Source organism: Enterobacter cloacae complex sp. 2015409 (assembly GCF_041365315.1).
Classification (GTDB): Bacteria; Pseudomonadota; Gammaproteobacteria; order Enterobacterales; family Enterobacteriaceae; genus Enterobacter; species Enterobacter pseudoroggenkampii.
On the sequence record NZ_JBFTVM010000005.1, the window covers coordinates 50,565 to 68,217 of the forward strand.

16 protein-coding genes are annotated in these 17,653 nt (G+C 57.0%); 12 read left to right on the plus strand and 4 right to left on the minus strand.

The annotated features are described in order from the left end of the window. Window positions 1–248: 248 nt before the first annotated feature. The 5 genes from ACDO57_RS19660 (at window position 249) to pckA (ending at window position 6,414) form a co-directional block, all read left to right on the plus strand. Window positions 249–2,384 carry an intracellular growth attenuator family protein gene (locus ACDO57_RS19660; protein WP_024907914.1) on the plus strand — a complete coding sequence of 712 codons (2,136 nt, stop codon included), beginning with the start codon at window positions 249–251 and terminating at the stop codon, window positions 2,382–2,384. Between the two features lie 67 nt (window positions 2,385–2,451). Then, the gene (gene yrfG, locus ACDO57_RS19665) at window positions 2,452–3,135 is read left to right on the plus strand and encodes a GMP/IMP nucleotidase (RefSeq protein ID WP_024907913.1); all 684 of its coding nucleotides are present in this window, start codon (window positions 2,452–2,454) and stop codon (window positions 3,133–3,135) included. After that, window positions 3,132–3,533, plus strand: coding sequence for a ribosome-associated heat shock protein Hsp15 (gene hslR / locus ACDO57_RS19670; RefSeq protein ID WP_023333710.1), 402 nt, complete (start codon window positions 3,132–3,134; stop codon window positions 3,531–3,533). The genes yrfG and hslR overlap by 4 nt, the downstream gene beginning before the upstream one ends. Window positions 3,534–3,550: 17 nt before the next feature. Beyond that, window positions 3,551–4,435, plus strand: coding sequence for an Hsp33 family molecular chaperone HslO (hslO, locus tag ACDO57_RS19675; RefSeq protein ID WP_161495995.1), 885 nt, complete (start codon window positions 3,551–3,553; stop codon window positions 4,433–4,435). A 359-nt stretch (window positions 4,436–4,794) separates the two neighbouring features. After that, a complete protein-coding gene (gene pckA, locus ACDO57_RS19680) occupies window positions 4,795–6,414 on the plus strand; it encodes a phosphoenolpyruvate carboxykinase (ATP) (RefSeq protein WP_023309493.1) in 1,620 nt (539 codons plus the stop codon). Between the two features lie 66 nt (window positions 6,415–6,480). On the opposite strand, the gene envZ is transcribed toward pckA, so the two are convergent. Both envZ and ompR read right to left on the minus strand, forming a co-directional pair. After that, window positions 6,481–7,827 (minus strand): two-component system sensor histidine kinase EnvZ, encoded by a 1,347-nt coding sequence (gene envZ / locus ACDO57_RS19685; RefSeq protein WP_008503047.1) that lies wholly within the window; start codon window positions 7,825–7,827, stop codon window positions 6,481–6,483. Further along, window positions 7,824–8,543, minus strand: coding sequence for a two-component system response regulator OmpR (gene ompR, locus ACDO57_RS19690; RefSeq protein ID WP_001157751.1), 720 nt, complete (start codon window positions 8,541–8,543; stop codon window positions 7,824–7,826). Before ompR ends, envZ begins: the two co-directional genes overlap by 4 nt. Window positions 8,544–8,771: 228 nt before the next feature. On the opposite strand from ompR, the gene greB reads away from it, so the two are divergent. The 5 genes from greB to feoC all read left to right on the plus strand — a co-directional run bounded on the left by greB (window position 8,772) and on the right by feoC (window position 14,827). Continuing rightward, entirely contained in the window at window positions 8,772–9,245 is a 474-nt protein-coding gene (greB, locus tag ACDO57_RS19695) for a transcription elongation factor GreB (protein ID WP_014885539.1), read from the plus strand. An 86-nt stretch (window positions 9,246–9,331) separates the two neighbouring features. Continuing rightward, the gene (locus tag ACDO57_RS19700; RefSeq protein ID WP_370884474.1) at window positions 9,332–11,662 is read left to right on the plus strand and encodes a Tex family protein; all 2,331 of its coding nucleotides are present in this window, start codon (window positions 9,332–9,334) and stop codon (window positions 11,660–11,662) included. A 340-nt stretch (window positions 11,663–12,002) separates the two neighbouring features. Next, a complete protein-coding gene (gene feoA, locus ACDO57_RS19705) occupies window positions 12,003–12,230 on the plus strand; it encodes a ferrous iron transporter A (RefSeq protein WP_008503050.1) in 228 nt (75 codons plus the stop codon). 29 nt (window positions 12,231–12,259) lie between these two features. After that, window positions 12,260–14,578 (plus strand): Fe(2+) transporter permease subunit FeoB, encoded by a 2,319-nt coding sequence (gene feoB, locus ACDO57_RS19710; RefSeq protein WP_370884475.1) that lies wholly within the window; start codon window positions 12,260–12,262, stop codon window positions 14,576–14,578. A gap of 12 nt (window positions 14,579–14,590) precedes the next feature. Continuing rightward, window positions 14,591–14,827, plus strand: coding sequence for a [Fe-S]-dependent transcriptional repressor FeoC (feoC, locus tag ACDO57_RS19715; protein ID WP_024907906.1), 237 nt, complete (start codon window positions 14,591–14,593; stop codon window positions 14,825–14,827). A 33-nt stretch (window positions 14,828–14,860) separates the two neighbouring features. Here the strand turns inward: feoC and ACDO57_RS19720 are convergent, their stop codons facing one another. Both ACDO57_RS19720 and bioH read right to left on the minus strand, forming a co-directional pair. Then, complete coding sequence (locus ACDO57_RS19720; RefSeq protein ID WP_024907905.1) at window positions 14,861–15,130, minus strand: YdgH/BhsA/McbA-like domain containing protein; 270 nt, start codon at window positions 15,128–15,130, stop codon at window positions 14,861–14,863. A gap of 111 nt (window positions 15,131–15,241) precedes the next feature. Then, entirely contained in the window at window positions 15,242–16,015 is a 774-nt protein-coding gene (gene bioH, locus ACDO57_RS19725; protein WP_248273334.1) for a pimeloyl-ACP methyl ester esterase BioH, read from the minus strand. Between the two features lie 36 nt (window positions 16,016–16,051). Here bioH and gntX point away from each other — a divergent pair, with 36 nt between their 5' ends. Then, on the plus strand, window positions 16,052–16,735 hold the full coding sequence (gene gntX / locus ACDO57_RS19730) for a DNA utilization protein GntX (protein ID WP_370884476.1): 684 nt from the start codon (window positions 16,052–16,054) through the stop codon (window positions 16,733–16,735). 61 nt (window positions 16,736–16,796) lie between these two features. Beyond that, a complete protein-coding gene (gene nfuA / locus ACDO57_RS19735) occupies window positions 16,797–17,372 on the plus strand; it encodes a Fe-S biogenesis protein NfuA (protein ID WP_008503055.1) in 576 nt (191 codons plus the stop codon). Window positions 17,373–17,653 lie beyond the last annotated feature (281 nt).

Sequence of the window (17,653 nt, forward strand, 5' to 3'; positions counted from 1 at the left end):
CTGTATTTACATTTGTGCAACGTAGCAGGAATCAATCCTCAATTCAAAACAAATGTCAAGAGGTTGAAATGTTTCCAGGAATTTGCTGATATCGCGCCATAACAGGCTTTGCTATCATCACCGGTCACTGGGATGCGCTTCAGAATGCTCAAGTTCGACTCCATACTTGCCGATAGCCAACCACAGACACTCATTCAATGTAAAGGTGCTACTGACTACACCTGTAAGATAAGTAAGATGGGGAAAGCATGAGCACCATTTTGATTGTTCTCGCTGCTATGCTGGCCGGCGCATTGGTTGCAGGGTGGATGTACAGGCGCCGCGTACAGCGCCGTTATCGTCTGCCCTTTTTAAATGCATTTGCGGGTGCGACCACGCGTAAACTCACGCAAGACGAGCGCGATGCAGTTGAAAACTATCTCGAAATCCTGAACCGTTCTCAGCTCACGCCTGGGCCAACGGGAGCTACCGCCGCACCCGTCGCGCTAAAGCTCAATGCGCAAAGTGATACCGTGCTCTGCGTGACGCGCTCCATCACGCGCTATGGCATCACCACTGATGACCCCAACAAATGGCGCTATTACCTGGATTCCGTCGAAGTGCATCTCCCTCCGTCCTGGGAGCAATACATTAATGACGAAAACAGCGTTGAGCTGATTCACACCGATTCGTTGCCCCTGGTTATCTCGCTTAACGGCCACACGCTGAATGAATACCTTCAGGAAGCCCCGCGTTTTGCGCTGGAGCGTGCGAGTTCAACGCAGGCTTCCATTCGTGGCGAAGAGACTGAGCAGATCGAACTGCTGAATATTCGCCAGGAGACGCATGAAGAGTACGCCCTGAGCCGCCCGGACGGCATTCGTGAAGCGCTTCTGATCGTCTCCGCCTTCCTGCTCTTTTTTGTCTGCCTGTTGACGCCGGATGTGTTTGTCCCCTGGCTGGCGGGAGGCGCGGTGCTGCTGCTGGCGGCCGGGCTTTGGGGTCTCTTTGCCCCACCGGCCAAAACCTCGTTGCGCGAGATCCACTGCCTGCGCGGTACGCCAAAGCGCTGGGGCCTGTTCGGTGAAAACGATCAGGAACATCTCAATAATATTTCGCTCGGTATTATCGATCTGATCTACCCGCGCCACTGGCAACCGTGGATTGCGCAGGACCTGGGTCAGAAAACGGATATTGATATCTACCTTGACCGACACGTTGTGCGTCAGGGGCGCTTCTTGTCCCTGCATGATGAAGTGAAAAATTTCCCGCTTCAGCACTGGCTTCGCAGCACGGTCATTGCCGGAGGCGCGGCGCTGGTCTTAGTCATGCTTCTGCTTTTCGTGCCGCTGGATATGCCCATCAAATTCACCCTGTCGTGGATCAAAGGGGCGCAAACCATCGAAGCGACCAGCGTCAACAAGCTGGATGAAGCCGGTGTGCGCGTGGGGGACACGCTGCGCCTGAAGGGTACCGGGATGTGTAATATTCACACCCCGGGGGCGTGGAACACCCGCCAGAATTCGCCGTTTATGCCGTTCGACTGCTCGCAAATTATCTGGAACGACGCTCCGCCGCTGCCGCTGCCGGAATCCGAAGTGGTGAATAAAGCCACGGCCCTTACCCAGACGGTGAACCGCCAGCTGCACCCGAAAACGGACGATGACTCGCGCGTCAGCCCCGCGCTACGCTCGGCCATTCAAAAATCAGGCATGGTTCTGCTGGATGATTTTGGTGACATCGTCCTGAAAACGCAGGATTTATGCTCCTCTCAGGATGAGTGCATACGTCTTAAAAACGCCCTGGTAAACCTGGGTAACAGTAAAGACTGGGACTCGCTGGTGAAACGCGCCGAAGCGGGACGACTGGACGGTGTTAACGTGCTGCTGCGTCCGGTGAGCGCTGAATCGCTGGATAACCTGGTCGCCACCTCCACCTCGCCGTTCATGATGCGCGAGACCACCCGTGCGGCTCAGGCGCTGAACAGCCCGGCACCGGGCGGGTTTGTGATTGTCAGCGATGAAGGCAGCGACCTGGTCGATCAGCCTTACCCGCAGGTTGCGCTTTATGACTATCCGGCGCAGGAGCAGTGGAGCCAATTCCAGCGCCTCGCGCAGATGCTGATGCAAACGCCGTTCAGCGCCGAAGGGATTGTCACAAGCCTTTACACCGATGCCAACGGCACTCGCCATATCGGCCTGCACCGGATGCCGGATAGCGCAGGTTTATGGCGTTACGTTGGCACCTCTTTGCTGATGACCGCGATGCTGATTGCCATTTTCTGGAACGGTTTTATGGCCCTGCGCCGCTACCAGCGCTCGCGCACCCGGCTTGCCGACATCCAGCAGTATTATGAAAACTGCCTCAATCCTAAGCTGATCCCCTCGTCTGAGAGCCTGATCTGATAACGTTGTTGCGCGGCAAGATGTGCTACCCTGTCGCGCACGTTTCTTCTGGCTGGAGTTCCCCCTTATGCACCTTGATATCGCCTGGCAGGAGGTTGATACCGTTCTGCTGGATATGGACGGCACGCTGCTCGATCTCGCCTTTGATAACTATTTCTGGCAAACGCTGGTTCCTGAAACCTATGGCGAGCAGCAGGGGATCTCCCCGGCAGAAGCGCAGGCATTCATTCGTTCGCAATATAGCGCGGTCCAACATACGCTAAACTGGTACTGTCTTGACTACTGGAGCGATCGCCTCGGTCTGGATATTTGTGCCATGACCACCGCCCAGGGTCCACGCGCCGTATTGCGCGAGGATACGGTTCCGTTCCTGGATGCGCTGAAAGCAAGCGGCAAGCGCCGTATTTTACTGACCAACGCGCATCCACATAATCTGGCGGTGAAGCTGGAGCATACGGGTCTGGCGTCGCACCTTGATTTATTACTTTCCACCCACACATTTGGTTATCCGAAAGAGGATCAGCGGTTGTGGCATGCGGTGAAGGAAGAGACGGGTTTGCAGCCAGAACGTACGCTGTTCATTGATGACAGCGAGCCCATTCTGGATTCCGCGGCAAAGTTTGGCATCCGCTACTGTCTGGGCGTTACCAATCCTGACTCTGGCCTGGCTGAAAAAAGCTATCTGCGCCACCCTGGACTGAACGACTATCGCCAGATGATCCCCTCACTGACCGTGAAGGAGACGCCATGAAAGAAAAACCCTCTGACGGGGTAAGACTGGATAAATGGCTGTGGGCGGCGCGTTTTTATAAAACGCGCGCCCTTGCCCGCGAGATGGTTGACGGCGGAAAAGTGCATTACAACGGCCAGCGCAGCAAACCGAGCAAGCTGGTTGAGCTGAATGCCACCTTAACGCTGCGTCAGGGCAACGATGAACGTACGGTAGTGATTAAAGCCATTACCGAACAACGTCGACCCGCAACGGAAGCCGTACTGCTTTATGAAGAGACGGCGGAGAGCATTGAAAAGCGCGAGAAGACCGCGCTGGCGCGCAAAATGAACGCGCTGACGATGCCTCACCCGGACCGGCGACCGGATAAAAAAGAGCGCCGTGACCTGATGAAATTTAAACACGGTGAGACTGAATAACCTCACCCGCACGAGAGATGAAAATGGCCCAACACGACCAATTACACCGCTATCTGTTTGAACAATTCGCCGTGCGCGGCGAGCTGGTCACCGTATCTGAAACCTGGAAACAGATCCTGGAAAACCACAACTACCCGCTGCCGGTGAAGACCCTGTTGGGCGAACTGCTGGTTGCCACCAGCCTGCTGACGGCGACGCTGAAGTTTGCCGGTGATATCACCGTGCAGCTGCAGGGTGACGGCCCGATGACGCTGGCGGTCATCAACGGCAATAACCAGCAGCAGATGCGCGGCGTCGCGCGCGTTCAGGGCGACGTGCCTGAAAATGCAGACCTCAAAACGCTGGTGGGTAATGGCTACCTGGTGATCACCATCTCCCCTGAGGAAGGTGAGCGCTATCAGGGCGTGGTGGGTCTGGAAGGCGATACCCTGGCGGCCTGCCTGGAAGATTACTTCATGCGTTCTGAACAGCTGCCGACGCGCCTGTTCATCCGCACCGGTGAAGTGGACGGTCAGCCTGCTGCGGGCGGTATGCTGCTGCAGGTTCTGCCTGCGCAGGACGCACAGACCAATGACTTTGAGCACCTGGCGACGCTGACAGAAACCATCAAAGCGGAAGAGTTGTTCAACCTGTCAGCGACTGACGTGCTGTGGCGTCTGTACCACGAAGAAGAAGTGACCGTTTACGACCCGCAGTCCGTGGAATTTAAGTGCACCTGCTCCCGCGAACGCTGCGCTGGCGCACTGAAAACCCTCCCGGATGAAGAGATCGACAGCATCATGGCGGAAGACGGTGAAATTGATATGCACTGTGACTACTGCGGTACGCACTATGTGTTCAATTCAATGGATATCGCAGAGATCCGCAATAACGCCTCCCCGGCAGATCCACAGGTTCACTAAACCTCTTTCCCCTCACCCTATAACCCTCTCCCCTTTGAGGAGAGGGCTGGGGTGAGGGTAAAAACTCCACCCAAGCTGAATCGTTTTCCCTGTGTAACTCTTACGTAATTTTCTTACGTGTATGCGATTACATTCACATTCCTTCCGATAAAATCACCAGTCTTTAACCTTTTCGGAACATTTTCCCCACCCAAAAAGCGATTCCTGCGATAATCCGCCTGCGCTGTGACTGGAGTCGCAGCGTTTTCCGTTAGTAAGGGTTTTGTCCAGATGCATGAATCTATGAGCCCCGTCGCGGTAAACAACCCCAGAAAAACCCTACAATTTCAGGCAGTACATATTGGCTAAGGAGCAGTGATATGCGTGTTACTGGTTTAACCCCGCAAGATCTCAAGGCTTATGGTATTCACGACGTCCAGGAAATCGTCTACAACCCCGACTACGATACGCTGTATCAGGAAGAGCTCAATCCAGCACTGGAAGGATACGAGCGTGGTGTGTTGACGAATCTTGGTGCTATCGCCGTCGATACCGGTATCTTTACCGGTCGTTCGCCGAAAGATAAGTATATCGTCCGAGACGAAACCACCCGCGATACGCTGTGGTGGGCTGACAAGGGCAAAGGGAAGAACGACAACAAACCGCTCTCTCCGGAAACCTGGCAGCACCTGAAAGGGCTCGTCACCCATCAACTTTCCGGCAAGCGTTTGTTTATTGTCGACGCTTTCTGCGGCGCTAACGCCGACACCCGTCTCTCCGTACGTTTTATCACCGAAGTGGCCTGGCAGGCGCATTTCGTGAAAAACATGTTTATTCGTCCAACCGACGAAGAGCTGCAGGACTTCACCCCTGATTTCATCGTGATGAACGGCGCGAAATGCACCAACCCACAGTGGAAAGAGCAGGGTCTGAACTCCGAAAACTTTGTTGCCTTCAACCTGACCGAGCGTATCCAGCTGATCGGCGGTACCTGGTACGGCGGCGAAATGAAGAAAGGGATGTTCTCGGTCATGAACTACCTGCTGCCGCTGCGGGGCATTGCCTCCATGCACTGCTCGGCGAACGTCGGTGAAAAAGGCGACGTGGCGGTCTTCTTCGGCCTGTCCGGCACCGGGAAAACGACTCTGTCCACCGATCCTAAACGTCGTCTGATTGGCGATGACGAACACGGCTGGGATGACGATGGCGTATTCAACTTTGAAGGCGGCTGCTACGCGAAGACCATTCGCCTGTCTGAAGAGGCCGAGCCGGATATCTTCCACGCGATCCGTCGCGATGCGCTGCTGGAAAACGTCACCGTGCGTGCCGACGGCTCCATCGACTTCGACGATGCGTCGAAAACGGAAAACACCCGCGTCTCTTACCCGATCTACCACATCGACAATATCGTGAAGCCGGTGTCAAAAGCGGGTCATGCCACGAAGGTTATTTTCCTGACGGCGGATGCGTTCGGCGTACTGCCTCCGGTGTCTCGCCTGACGGCCAGCCAGACGCAGTACCACTTCCTCTCGGGTTTCACCGCCAAGCTGGCGGGTACCGAGCGCGGCGTGACGGAGCCAACCCCAACCTTCTCCGCCTGCTTCGGCGCAGCCTTCCTGTCGCTGCACCCGACACAGTATGCTGAAGTGCTGGTGAAACGCATGCAGGCATCCGGCGCGCAGGCATACCTGGTGAACACCGGCTGGAACGGCACCGGCAAACGTATCTCCATCAAAGATACCCGCGCGATTATCGACGCCATTCTGGATGGTTCTCTGGACGACGCCGAAACCTTCACGCTGCCGATGTTTGACCTGGCGATCCCAACGTCGCTGCCGGGTGTGGATACGCATATCCTCGACCCGCGCAATACGTACGGTTCGCCGGAGCAGTGGCGTGAGAAAGCGGAATCGCTGGCGAAACTGTTTATCGAGAACTTCGAGAAGTACACCGATACTCCGGCGGGTGCTGCGCTGGTGAGTGCGGGTCCAAAACTGTAGTCCATGTCGGGTGGCGGCTTCGCCTTACCCGACCTACAAAAAAGGGTGGCGAATGCCACCCTTTTTTTAACTCTCTTTCACCTGCCCGCGCGTGACCGGTACCGGCAACCAGGCGCGAATGCTCAACCCACCCCGCTCGCTGGTGCCAATCTCCAGCAACCCGTTATGGTTATCCACAATACGCTGCACAATCGCCAGGCCTAAGCCCGTACCGCTGGTGCTGCGCGCGCTGTCACCGCGCACAAACGGCTGGAACAGATGCTTACGCTGCTCGGGCTTGATGCCCGGACCGTCGTCTTCCACCTGGAACCAGGCGCGGTTGAGTTCAGAGCCGCTGCTGACCTTAATCCAGCCGTTGCCGTAGCGCGCCGCGTTAACCACCATGTTGGCCACCGCGCGTTTAATGGAGAGCGGGTGCATACGTACCTGGATCTCGCCCGCCTGGAGGTCGGTATCGATCTCGCGCTCGTAGCCGCTTTCCGCCGCCACCACTTCGCCCAGCACCGCGTTCAGATCCGCCATCTCCATCGGCATCTCCTGACCGGTACGCAGGTAGTCGATGAACTGCTCAATGATGGCGTTACACTCTTCGATGTCCTTATTGATGGACTCGGCAAGGTAACCGTCCTCTTCTCCCATCATCTCCGTCGCCAGACGGATACGCGTTAGCGGCGTGCGCAGGTCATGACTGACGCCCGCCATCAGCAGCGTACGGTCATCCGCCAGCTGCTTCACGCCTGCCGCCATATGGTTAAACGCGCGCGTCACCGAGCGGACTTCCGAGGCGCCATACTCGCGTAGCGGAGGAGGAATAATCCCTTTACCGACCTGCAGCGCAGCGTGCTCCAGGTCGACCAGCGGTCGGTTCTGTATACGGATAAATAGCCACGCGCCGCCTATCGCCAGCAGCATAATCGCCAGGGTGTAGCGGAACAGCGGCGAGAAGTCGCCCTGATGGATTTCGGTCAGCGGGACGCGCACCCAGATATTGGGTGACAGCCAGGTTTTCAGCCAGACGACGGGCGAGCTCTTGTTGACCTCAACGCGCACTTCCGTCGGGCCGCCCAGCTGCTGCGCCATCTGCTGGCTGAGGAATTCATAGTGCTGCGCCCAGCGCAGGCCCGCGTCTTCCGCCGCTTCATTCGAGTAGAGCGAAATGCCCAGTTCACGGTAGATTTCACGGCGAAACGCCGGGGGAACGACGAGCTGCGTGCCGTCCTCCAGCTGCAGTTTATCGGTCATCAGCATACGGACTTCGTAGGCCAGGACCTTATTAAACTGCTGGAGGCTCGGCAGGATCGCAAAGTTCAGCACCACCAGATAGGTCGTCACCAGGCTGACGAACAGCAGGGTGACGATCAGTAACAGGGTGCGGGCAAACGAGCTACGCGGCGAGAAGCGCATTCGCCTCATGCTTTAGAGCCGTCCGGGACGAACACGTAGCCCAGACCCCATACGGTCTGAATATAACGAGGGTGCGCCGGATCTTCTTCCACCATGCGGCGCAGGCGGGAGATCTGCACGTCAATGGAGCGTTCCATTGCGGAGTATTCGCGACCGCGCGCCAGGTTCATCAGCTTGTCACGGGAAAGCGGTTCACGCGGGTGGCTGACCAGCGCTTTCAGGACCGCAAACTCGCCGCTGGTGAGCGGCATTGGCTCGTCTTCACGGAACATCTCGCGCGTACCGAGGTTCAGCTTGAACTTGCCGAAGGCGATGACGGCTTCTTCCTGCGACGGCGCGCCAGGCAGTTCGTTCGCCTGACGGCGAAGGACAGCGCGAATACGCGCCAGCAGTTCACGCGGGTTAAACGGTTTTGGAATATAGTCGTCGGCGCCGATTTCGAGGCCCACGATACGGTCAACTTCTTCTCCCTTCGCCGTCACCATGATGATCGGCATCGGGTTGCTCTGGCTGCGCAGACGGCGGCAGATAGAAAGCCCGTCTTCGCCAGGCAGCATCAGGTCGAGAACCATCAGGTGGAAAGATTCACGGGTCAGCAGACGGTCCATCTGCTCAGCGTTCGCGACGCTACGAACCTGGAAGCCCTGCTCGGTCAGATAACGTTCCAGCAGCGCACGCAGGCGCATGTCGTCATCCACGACCAGAATTTTGTAGTTCTCTTGCATTGTGTGTACTCCCAAAGGTTCGGATAGTCTTTGTAACAGCGTATTCTAAAAAAGTGCACGTATTCGACCAGTTAATTCTGGTATAAATTCTAGTCGAAATTGTTACAAAGCATATTTAACAGCAGCTTATCTGTTCATTTCATCACATAAATCATTATTAATCCTGTCTGTTACACTGTGTGGTACGTATTGTGCGCAAGACAGAAAACCGGCAGCAAAGGCTTTACCATGAAAACGCCCCTGATCACCCGCGAAGGGTATGAGAAGCTCAAAAAAGAGATGGATTACCTCTGGCGCGAAGAGCGTCCTGAAGTGACCAAAAAAGTGACCTGGGCCGCGAGCCTGGGCGATCGCAGCGAAAACGCTGACTACCAGTACAACAAAAAGCGGCTGCGCGAAATTGACCGCCGGGTTCGCTATCTGACGAAGTGCCTCGAGAATCTCAAAATTGTTGATTACTCACCGCAGCAGGAGGGCAAAGTGTTCTTCGGCGCGTGGGTGGAGATTGAAAACGACGACGGCGACACCCTGCGCTTTCGCATTGTCGGCTACGATGAAATTTTTGGTCGTAAGGATTACATCTCCATCGACTCCCCGATGGCTCGCGCGCTGTTGAAAAAGGAAGTGGGCGATCTGGCCGTCGTGCAGACCCCAGCCGGCGAAGCCAGCTGGTACGTCAATGAGATCGTCTACGTAAAATAGTCCGAGAGCGCCCTCCCCGGCTGGCATTTTGCCGTGTCAGCCCGTATAACTATCCCCTGATTTTTGACCCACAAGATGATAAAGCCATGATGAAAGATTCGCTCTGCCGCATTATTGCGGGTGATATTCAGGCCAGAGCCGAACAGGTAGAAGCTGCCGTTCGCCTGCTTGATGAAGGGAACACCGTGCCATTTATTGCGCGCTATCGTAAGGAAGTCACCGGCGGTCTGGATGACACGCAGCTGCGTAACCTGGAGACCCGTCTCGGTTATCTGCGCGAACTGGAAGAACGTCGTCAGGCGATCCTTAAGTCCATCGGCGAACAGGGCAAGCTGACCAGCGAACTGGAAAGCGCCATCAACGGCACCCTGAGCAAAACCGAACTCGAAGACCTCTATCTGCCGTATAAACCGAAGCGCCGCACGCGCGGACAGATTGCGATTGAAGCGGGTCTTGAGCCGCTGGCCGACCTGCTGTGGAACGAACCGTCCCACGATCCGGATACCGAAGCGGCGAAATTCATCGACGCCGACAAAGGCGTAGCGGATACCAAGGCCGCCCTCGACGGCGCGCGCTATATTCTGATGGAGCGCTTCGCCGAAGACGCCGCCCTGCTCGCCAAAGTGCGTGATTACCTGTGGAAGAATGCCCACATCGTCTCTACCGTCGTCGCGGGTAAAGAGGAAGAAGGCGCGAAATTCCGCGACTACTTCGATCACCACGAACCGATCTCTACCGCCCCTTCCCACCGCGCGCTGGCGATGTTCCGCGGCCGCAACGAAGGCGTGCTGCAGCTCTCCCTGAACGCCGACCCGCAGTTTGACGAGCCGCCGAAAGAGAGCCACTGCGAGCAGATTATCATCGACAATCTTGGCCTGCGCCTGAACAACGCCCCGGCGGACAGTTGGCGCAAAGGCGTGGTGAGCTGGACCTGGCGCATCAAGGTGCTGATGCACCTCGAAACCGAGCTGATGGGCACCGTGCGCGAGCGCGCCGAAGATGAAGCGATCAACGTCTTCGCCCGTAACCTGCACGACCTGCTGATGGCCGCCCCTGCTGGCCTGCGCGCCACCATGGGTCTCGATCCGGGTCTGCGCACCGGTGTAAAAGTCGCTGTGGTTGACGGCACCGGCAAGCTGGTGGCTACCGATACCATTTATCCGCACACTGGCCAGGCAGCGAAAGCGGCCGTGGTAGTGGCGGCGCTGTGCGAAAAATACAACGTAGAGCTGGTTGCCATCGGCAACGGTACGGCCTCACGTGAGACCGAGCGTTTCTACCTCGACGTGCAGAAGCAGTTCCCGAAAGTGACGGCGCAGAAAGTGATCGTCAGCGAAGCGGGGGCATCCGTCTATTCCGCATCCGAGCTGGCGGCACAGGAGTTCCCGGACCTGGACGTTTCCCTGCGCGGTGCGGTCTCTATCGCTCGCCGCCTGCAGGATCCGCTGGCGGAGCTGGTGAAGATCGACCCGAAATCCATCGGCGTGGGCCAGTATCAGCACGACGTGAGCCAGACGCAGCTGGCGCGCAAGCTGGATGCTGTCGTGGAAGACTGCGTTAACGCCGTCGGCGTTGACCTGAACACCGCCTCCGTTCCGTTGCTGACCCGCGTGGCGGGCTTAACCCGCATGATGGCGCAGAACATCGTCGCCTGGCGTGACGAGAACGGCCAGTTCCAGAACCGTCAGCAGCTGCTGAAGGTGAGCCGTCTGGGGCCAAAAGCCTTTGAGCAGTGCGCGGGCTTCCTGCGCATCAACCACGGCGATAACCCGCTGGATGCCTCTACCGTTCACCCGGAAGCGTACCCTGTGGTGGAGCGTATTCTGGCCGCCACCCAGCAGGCGCTGAAAGATCTCATGAGCGACAGCAGCGCCCTGCGCAATCTGAAAGCCGTTGATTTCACCGATGACAAATTTGGTGTCCCAACCGTTACCGACATTATCAAAGAGCTGGAAAAGCCGGGCCGCGATCCGCGTCCTGAGTTCAAAACGGCGACCTTTGCTGACGGCGTGGAAACCATGAACGACCTGCTGCCCGGCATGGTGCTGGAAGGCGCGGTGACCAACGTCACCAACTTTGGCGCGTTTGTGGATATCGGCGTGCATCAGGACGGTCTGGTCCATATCTCCTCCCTTGCCGACAAGTTCGTTGAAGACCCGCACACCGTGGTCAAAGCGGGCGACATCGTGAAGGTCAAAGTGCTGGAAGTGGACCTGCAGCGCAAGCGTATCGCCCTGACCATGCGTCTGGACGAACAGCCTGGCGACGCCAACGCGCGCCGTGGCGGAAACGGCGGTGGCCGCGAGCAGCAGCGTCCGGCCGCGAAAGCGGCAAAACCGCGCGGACGTGATGCCCAGCCTGCAGGCAACAGCGCGATGATGGATGCGCTGGCGGCAGCGATGGGTAAGAAACGCTAAACCCTCACCCTAACCCTCTCCCCACAGGGGAGAGGGGATCGCACGGTGCGGTCTTTTCTCCCTCGCCCCCATCGGGAGAGGGCCGGGGTGAGGGGAATAAAATCATATCGAAATATATGAAACCGATTGCACATCCATATTTAAACCACCAATTATCACCCCGTTAACAAATCCCCTCATTTTCGTTTTCCAGGCATTTCAGCAAATATTGAGCAAGGTCAAAAAGGCCGTAAATTAATATCGCAAACAACATTCCGTCACAGTTTTAATATTGCTGATAAAAACTATTCTCATTATCATCCCATAGTAGATAATTTAACCTTTCGTGGAATCAGGCGTTATGCAATTCACTCCAGACAGTGCATGGAAGATTACCGGTTTTACCCGCGAAATTAGCCCGGCCTATCGGCAAAAGCTGCTGTCGCTGGGCATGCTGCCCGGCTCGTCCTTTCAGGTCGTACGCGTAGCGCCGTTAGGCGATCCGGTTCATATCGAAACCCGCCGCGTGAATCTGGTGCTGCGTAAGAAAGACCTCGCGTTAATAGAAGTCGAAGCCTTATCCCGATAACAAGCCAGCGGTTTCAGTGAGTCTAAAAAATGAAAAAGTTAACTATTGGCTTAATTGGCAATCCTAATTCCGGCAAGACTACGCTTTTTAACCAGCTGACTGGAGCCCGCCAGCGCGTGGGCAACTGGGCGGGCGTGACGGTTGAGCGTAAAGAGGGCCAGTTCACGACAACGGACAATCAGGTAACGCTGGTCGACCTTCCCGGCACCTACTCCTTAACCACCATTTCGTCGCAAACCTCGCTCGATGAGCAGATTGCCTGCCACTATATTCTTGGCGGCGACGCGGACCTGCTGATCAACGTGGTCGATGCCTCCAATCTCGAGCGTAACCTTTATCTGACGCTGCAGCTGCTGGAGCTGGGGATCCCCTGCATCGTGGCGCTCAACATGCTCGATATCGCAGAGAAACAAAAGCTGCGCATCGACGTCGATGCCCTCTCCGCGCGCCTGGGGTGCCCGGTGGTTCCGCTGGTCTCGACGCGCGCGCGCGGTATTGATGCGCTGAAGCTGGCCATTGACCGTCACGCGGGTAATCGCGACATTGAGCTGGTGCATTACGCGCAGCCTCTCCTGCGTGAAGCCAACGTGCTGGCGCAGGAGATGGACAACAGCATGCCTGCGAAACAGCGCCTGTGGCTTGGACTGCAGATGCTGGAAGGGGATATCTACAGCCGCGCTTACGCCGGGCATGCGGCCGATAAGCTGGACGTGACGGTGGCCCGGCTTAGCGACGAGCTGGACGACCCGGCGCTGCACATCGCCGACGCCCGTTACCAGGCCATCGCCTCGATCTGCGACGTGGTCAGTAACGCCCTGACGGCAGAACCCAGCCGCTTTACGGCGGCGGTGGATAAAGTTGTGCTTAACCGCTTCCTCGGTTTGCCGATCTTCCTGCTGGTGATGTACGTGATGTTCCTGCTCGCCATTAACATCGGTGGCGCGCTGCAGCCGATTTTTGACGCCGGTTCCGTCGCGGTCTTCGTCCACGGGATCCAGTGGGTGGGTTATACCCTGCACTTCCCGGAATGGCTCACCATCTTCCTCGCGCAGGGGATCGGCGGCGGTATCAACACCGTTCTGCCGCTGGTGCCGCAGATCGGCATGATGTATCTGTTCCTCTCGTTCCTGGAAGATTCCGGCTACATGGCGCGCGCCGCGTTCGTGATGGATCGTCTGATGCAGGCGCTGGGTCTGCCGGGTAAATCCTTCGTCCCGCTGATTGTCGGCTTCGGCTGTAACGTGCCGTCGGTGATGGGCGCGCGCACCCTGGATGCACCGCGTGAACGTCTGATGACCATCATGATGGCGCCGTTTATGTCCTGCGGTGCCCGCCTGGCAATCTTTGCGGTCTTTGCCGCAGCCTTCTTTGGTCAGCAGGGCGCGCTGGCGGTCTTCTCGCTGTATGTGCTGGGCATCGTGATGGCGATCCTCACCGGTCTGATGCTGAAGCACACCATCATGCGCGGTGAAGCGTCACCGTTTGTGATGGAGCTGCCGGTGTATCACGTGCCGCATCTGAAAAGCCTGGCGATCCAGACCTGGCAGCGCCTGAAAGGCTTTGTGCTGCGCGCCGGTAAGGTAATTGTCATCGTCAGCGTTTTCCTGAGCGCGCTGAACAGCTTCACCCTCAGCGGGCAGGCGGCAGATAACATCAACGACTCTGCCCTCGCTTCCGTCAGCCGCGTCATCACGCCGGTCTTCAAACCGATTGGCGTGCATGAGGATAACTGGCAGGCAACCGTCGGGCTGTTCACCGGTGCGATGGCGAAAGAGGTGGTTGTCGGCACCCTGAACACGCTTTACACCGCTGAGAACATTCAGGAACAGGAATTTAATCCAGCAGAGTTTCATCTCGGTCATGAGCTGCTGGGTGCCGTAGAGGAAACCTGGCAGAGCCTGAAGGACACCTTCAGCCTGAGCGTGCTGGCGAACCCGATTGAAGCGAGCAAAGGCGACGGCGAAATGGCGACGGGTGCCATGGGCGTCATGGGCGAGAAATTTGGCAGCGCGTCCGCGGCCTACAGCTACCTTATCTTTGTACTGCTCTACATTCCGTGCATCTCGGTGATGGGGGCGATTGCCCGCGAGTCCAGCCGCGGCTGGATGGGCTTCTCCATCCTGTGGGGGTTAAATATTGCGTACTCGCTGTCGACGCTCTTTTATCAAACCGTTAACTTCAGCCAGCATCCGCGCTACAGCCTGGTCTGCATTCTCGCGGTTGTGCTGTTTAACGTGGTAGTGCTCGGTCTGCTGCGGCGGGCACGCAGCCGCGTCGATATCGACCTGCTGGCAAACCGTAAAACCGCCGCGACCTGCTGCAGCAGCCCGGCGGGCGACTGCCACTAAGGAGTACACCACATGGCATCGTTGATTCAGGTTCGTGACCTGCTGGCGCTACAGGGGCGGATGGAGGCGAAACAGTTGAGCCTCAGCCTGCATACGCCGCAGCCGATGATCGATGCCATGCTGGAAAGACTGGAAGCCATGGGGAAAGCCGTGCGGATTCAGGAAGACGCGGACGGCTGTCTCTCCGGCAGTTGTAAAAGCTGTCCGGAAGGAAAGGCCTGCCTCAGGGAGTGGTGGGCACTGCGCTAGTAAAGCCAGGCATCGCTGCCCGGCTTTATCGTATTACTTGTAGACGTCCGCCGTTGCGCGTACGTTCTTCGTGTCTTTGTTTGCACTGGTTACCACGTAGTACGTCCCACCCAGTTCATCCGCTTTCTTCGACAGCTCTCTGCGAGCATCCATCGGCGCGGTAGTATCAGACGTAGAGATCTCACCAACTTTGGTCAGATTCATGCCAGCAACTTTATCTTTTTCCAGCTCTTTTGCCGCAAAGACGCCAAATGAAAGTGACCCAATAACCAGAGAAGTGACAATACCTGTAACAAGTTTCATAACCTGACTCTCCATAGGATTGTTGTTTTGATTATCGTAAGCAGAACAACCGCAACGACATCTGGAGTATGGTTGCGGTGTGTAACTTTTTCCAGGCTGGATAGAAAATAATCAGTCGAAACGTTGACTTAACGCAATGAGCGCTGAACAAAACTCCGCCGGATGAGAGATGAACGGGGCATGTGCAGCTTTGGCAACGATCTGCGATTCGCTGTTCGGCCAAAGTGAATCCAGGAGTGGAACCACCTTGCGCGGCACAATTCCGTCGAGGTAACCGTAGATACGCAGGTGCGGCAGCGTCAGGGCGGCCAGCGGCTCGCGCAGGTCAACGGTTTTCAGGAGCTCAAGACCACCGTTAAGCACCTCAACCTCCGGCATCGGCAATGAAAGCACGGTCTGCTTCAGCGTGCGGGCATCCTTACGGGCGGTGTCAGTTCCCATCGTCTGCAGGGCGAGGAAGCGCTCTACGGTCCGCTGGAAATCTTCGCTCAGCTGCTGCTGGAAGCCCGCCAGTACCTCGGGTTTTATCCCCGGCCACGCGTCCTGCGCGCTAAAACAGGGTGACGACGCCACCGTCACCAGCGCTTGTACGCGGTCTGGTCGCGACAGCGCAATCTGGCTTGCCACCAGCCCGCCCAGGCTCCAGCCCAGCCAGACAGCGTTTTGCGGCGCGGCGTCCAGAACCTGCTGCGCCATCTCATCAAGCGACAACGCGCCATATCCGCGGCTGCGGCCAAAGCCGGGTAAATCTACCAGATGCAGTGTGAAATGCGAGGCGAGTTCCTCACGTATGCAATGCCATATCTCCGCATTCAGGCCCCATCCGTGCAGCAGCACAAGATGGCAATTTCCTGTCCCTACAGTCTGCCACCACAGCGTCTTCATCAGTTACTGTTCTCTTTTTTCACATGGAGGTTGCACATGCTAACAGTACCTGGGTTGTGCTGGCTATGCCGAATGCCGCTGGCGCTCAGCGGGTGGGGCGTCTGCTCCGTCTGCACGCGTACGCTGGAATGGCGTATCGGGATCTGTCCACAATGTGGTTTACCGGCCACAAATTCCTCTTTGCCCTGCGGCCGCTGCCTGAAGAAATCCCCGCCGTGGAGCGCGCTGGTGGCCGTAGATGATTATGTTCCGCCGCTGAGCAGGCTGATTCACGCGCTGAAGTTTTCCGGCCAGAGTGCGCTGGCTCAGCCCCTTGCCCGACTGCTACTGCTGGCGGTTTTGCAGGCGCGGCGCCACCGCGCATTGCCGAAAATCGACAGGGTGGTAAATGTCCCCCTCTACCGACGTCGGCACTGGCGGCGGGGTTATAACCAGAGTGACCTGATCTGCCGTCCCCTCGCCCGGTGGCTTGGCTGTCAGTATGATGCCCGCGCGCTGACACGTGTTCATGCCACCGCCATCCAGCATCAGCTCAGCGCCCGGCTTCGCAAAAGAAACCTCAAAAATGCCTTTCGCCTTGAATTGCCGGTCGACGGTCTCCATATCGCGATTGTGGATGATGTCGTCACCACAGGCAGTACCGTTGCTGAACTTTCCCGACTGCTTTTGCAAAGCGGCGCCGCGTCGGTTCAGGTATGGTGTCTGTGCCGTACCTTGTAGCCCTTCTTCAATGGGCGTATGATTATACCCAGGTAATTTAGTCAACTATTAGGCCAAAGCTATGATCCGTATTTCCGATTCTGCACAAGCGCACTTTGCCAAACTGCTGGCAAATCAGGAAGAAGGGACGCAGATCCGCGTGTTTGTGATTAATCCAGGCACTCCGAATGCAGAATGTGGTGTTTCTTATTGTCCTCCGGACGCTGTGGAAGCCACCGACACTGCCCTTAAATTTGAACAGCTCACCGCCTATGTTGATGAGCTGAGCGCACCGTATCTTGAAGATGCGGAGATCGACTTCGTCACCGATCAGCTGGGTTCTCAGCTGACCCTGAAAGCGCCGAACGCGAAAATGCGTAAAGTGTCTGACGATGCCCCGCTGATGGAGCGCGTTGAGTATCTGCTGCAATCCCAGATCAACCCACAGCTGGCTGGCCACGGCGGCCGTGTTTCCCTGATGGAAATCACCGACGAAGGTTTTGCCATTCTGCAGTTTGGCGGCGGTTGTAACGGTTGTTCAATGGTCGATGTCACCCTGAAAGAAGGGATCGAGAAGCAGCTGCTGAACGAGTTCCCGGAACTGAAAGGCGTGCGTGACCTGACCGAACACCAGCGCGGCGAGCACTCCTACTACTGATTCAGTGCCCGTCTGTATTGCCCGGTGGCGCTGCGCTTACCGGGACTACAAAAACAGTCTGCACGAGTCGTAGGCCGGGTAAGGCGAAGCCGCCACCCGGCTTTTGTTTTCCCACCGCTCCCCTCTATATGTTGACCTGCGTCTCATAATTCACATTTTGCCTGCCAGGGTGATTCTCAATCACGTCATGTTACCCGTATCATTCTCATGGGCACTAAGCACACTCATAACAGCCGACTAAACTTAATGGTTTCCAAGGCATCAGTATTAGTGCCGTTACT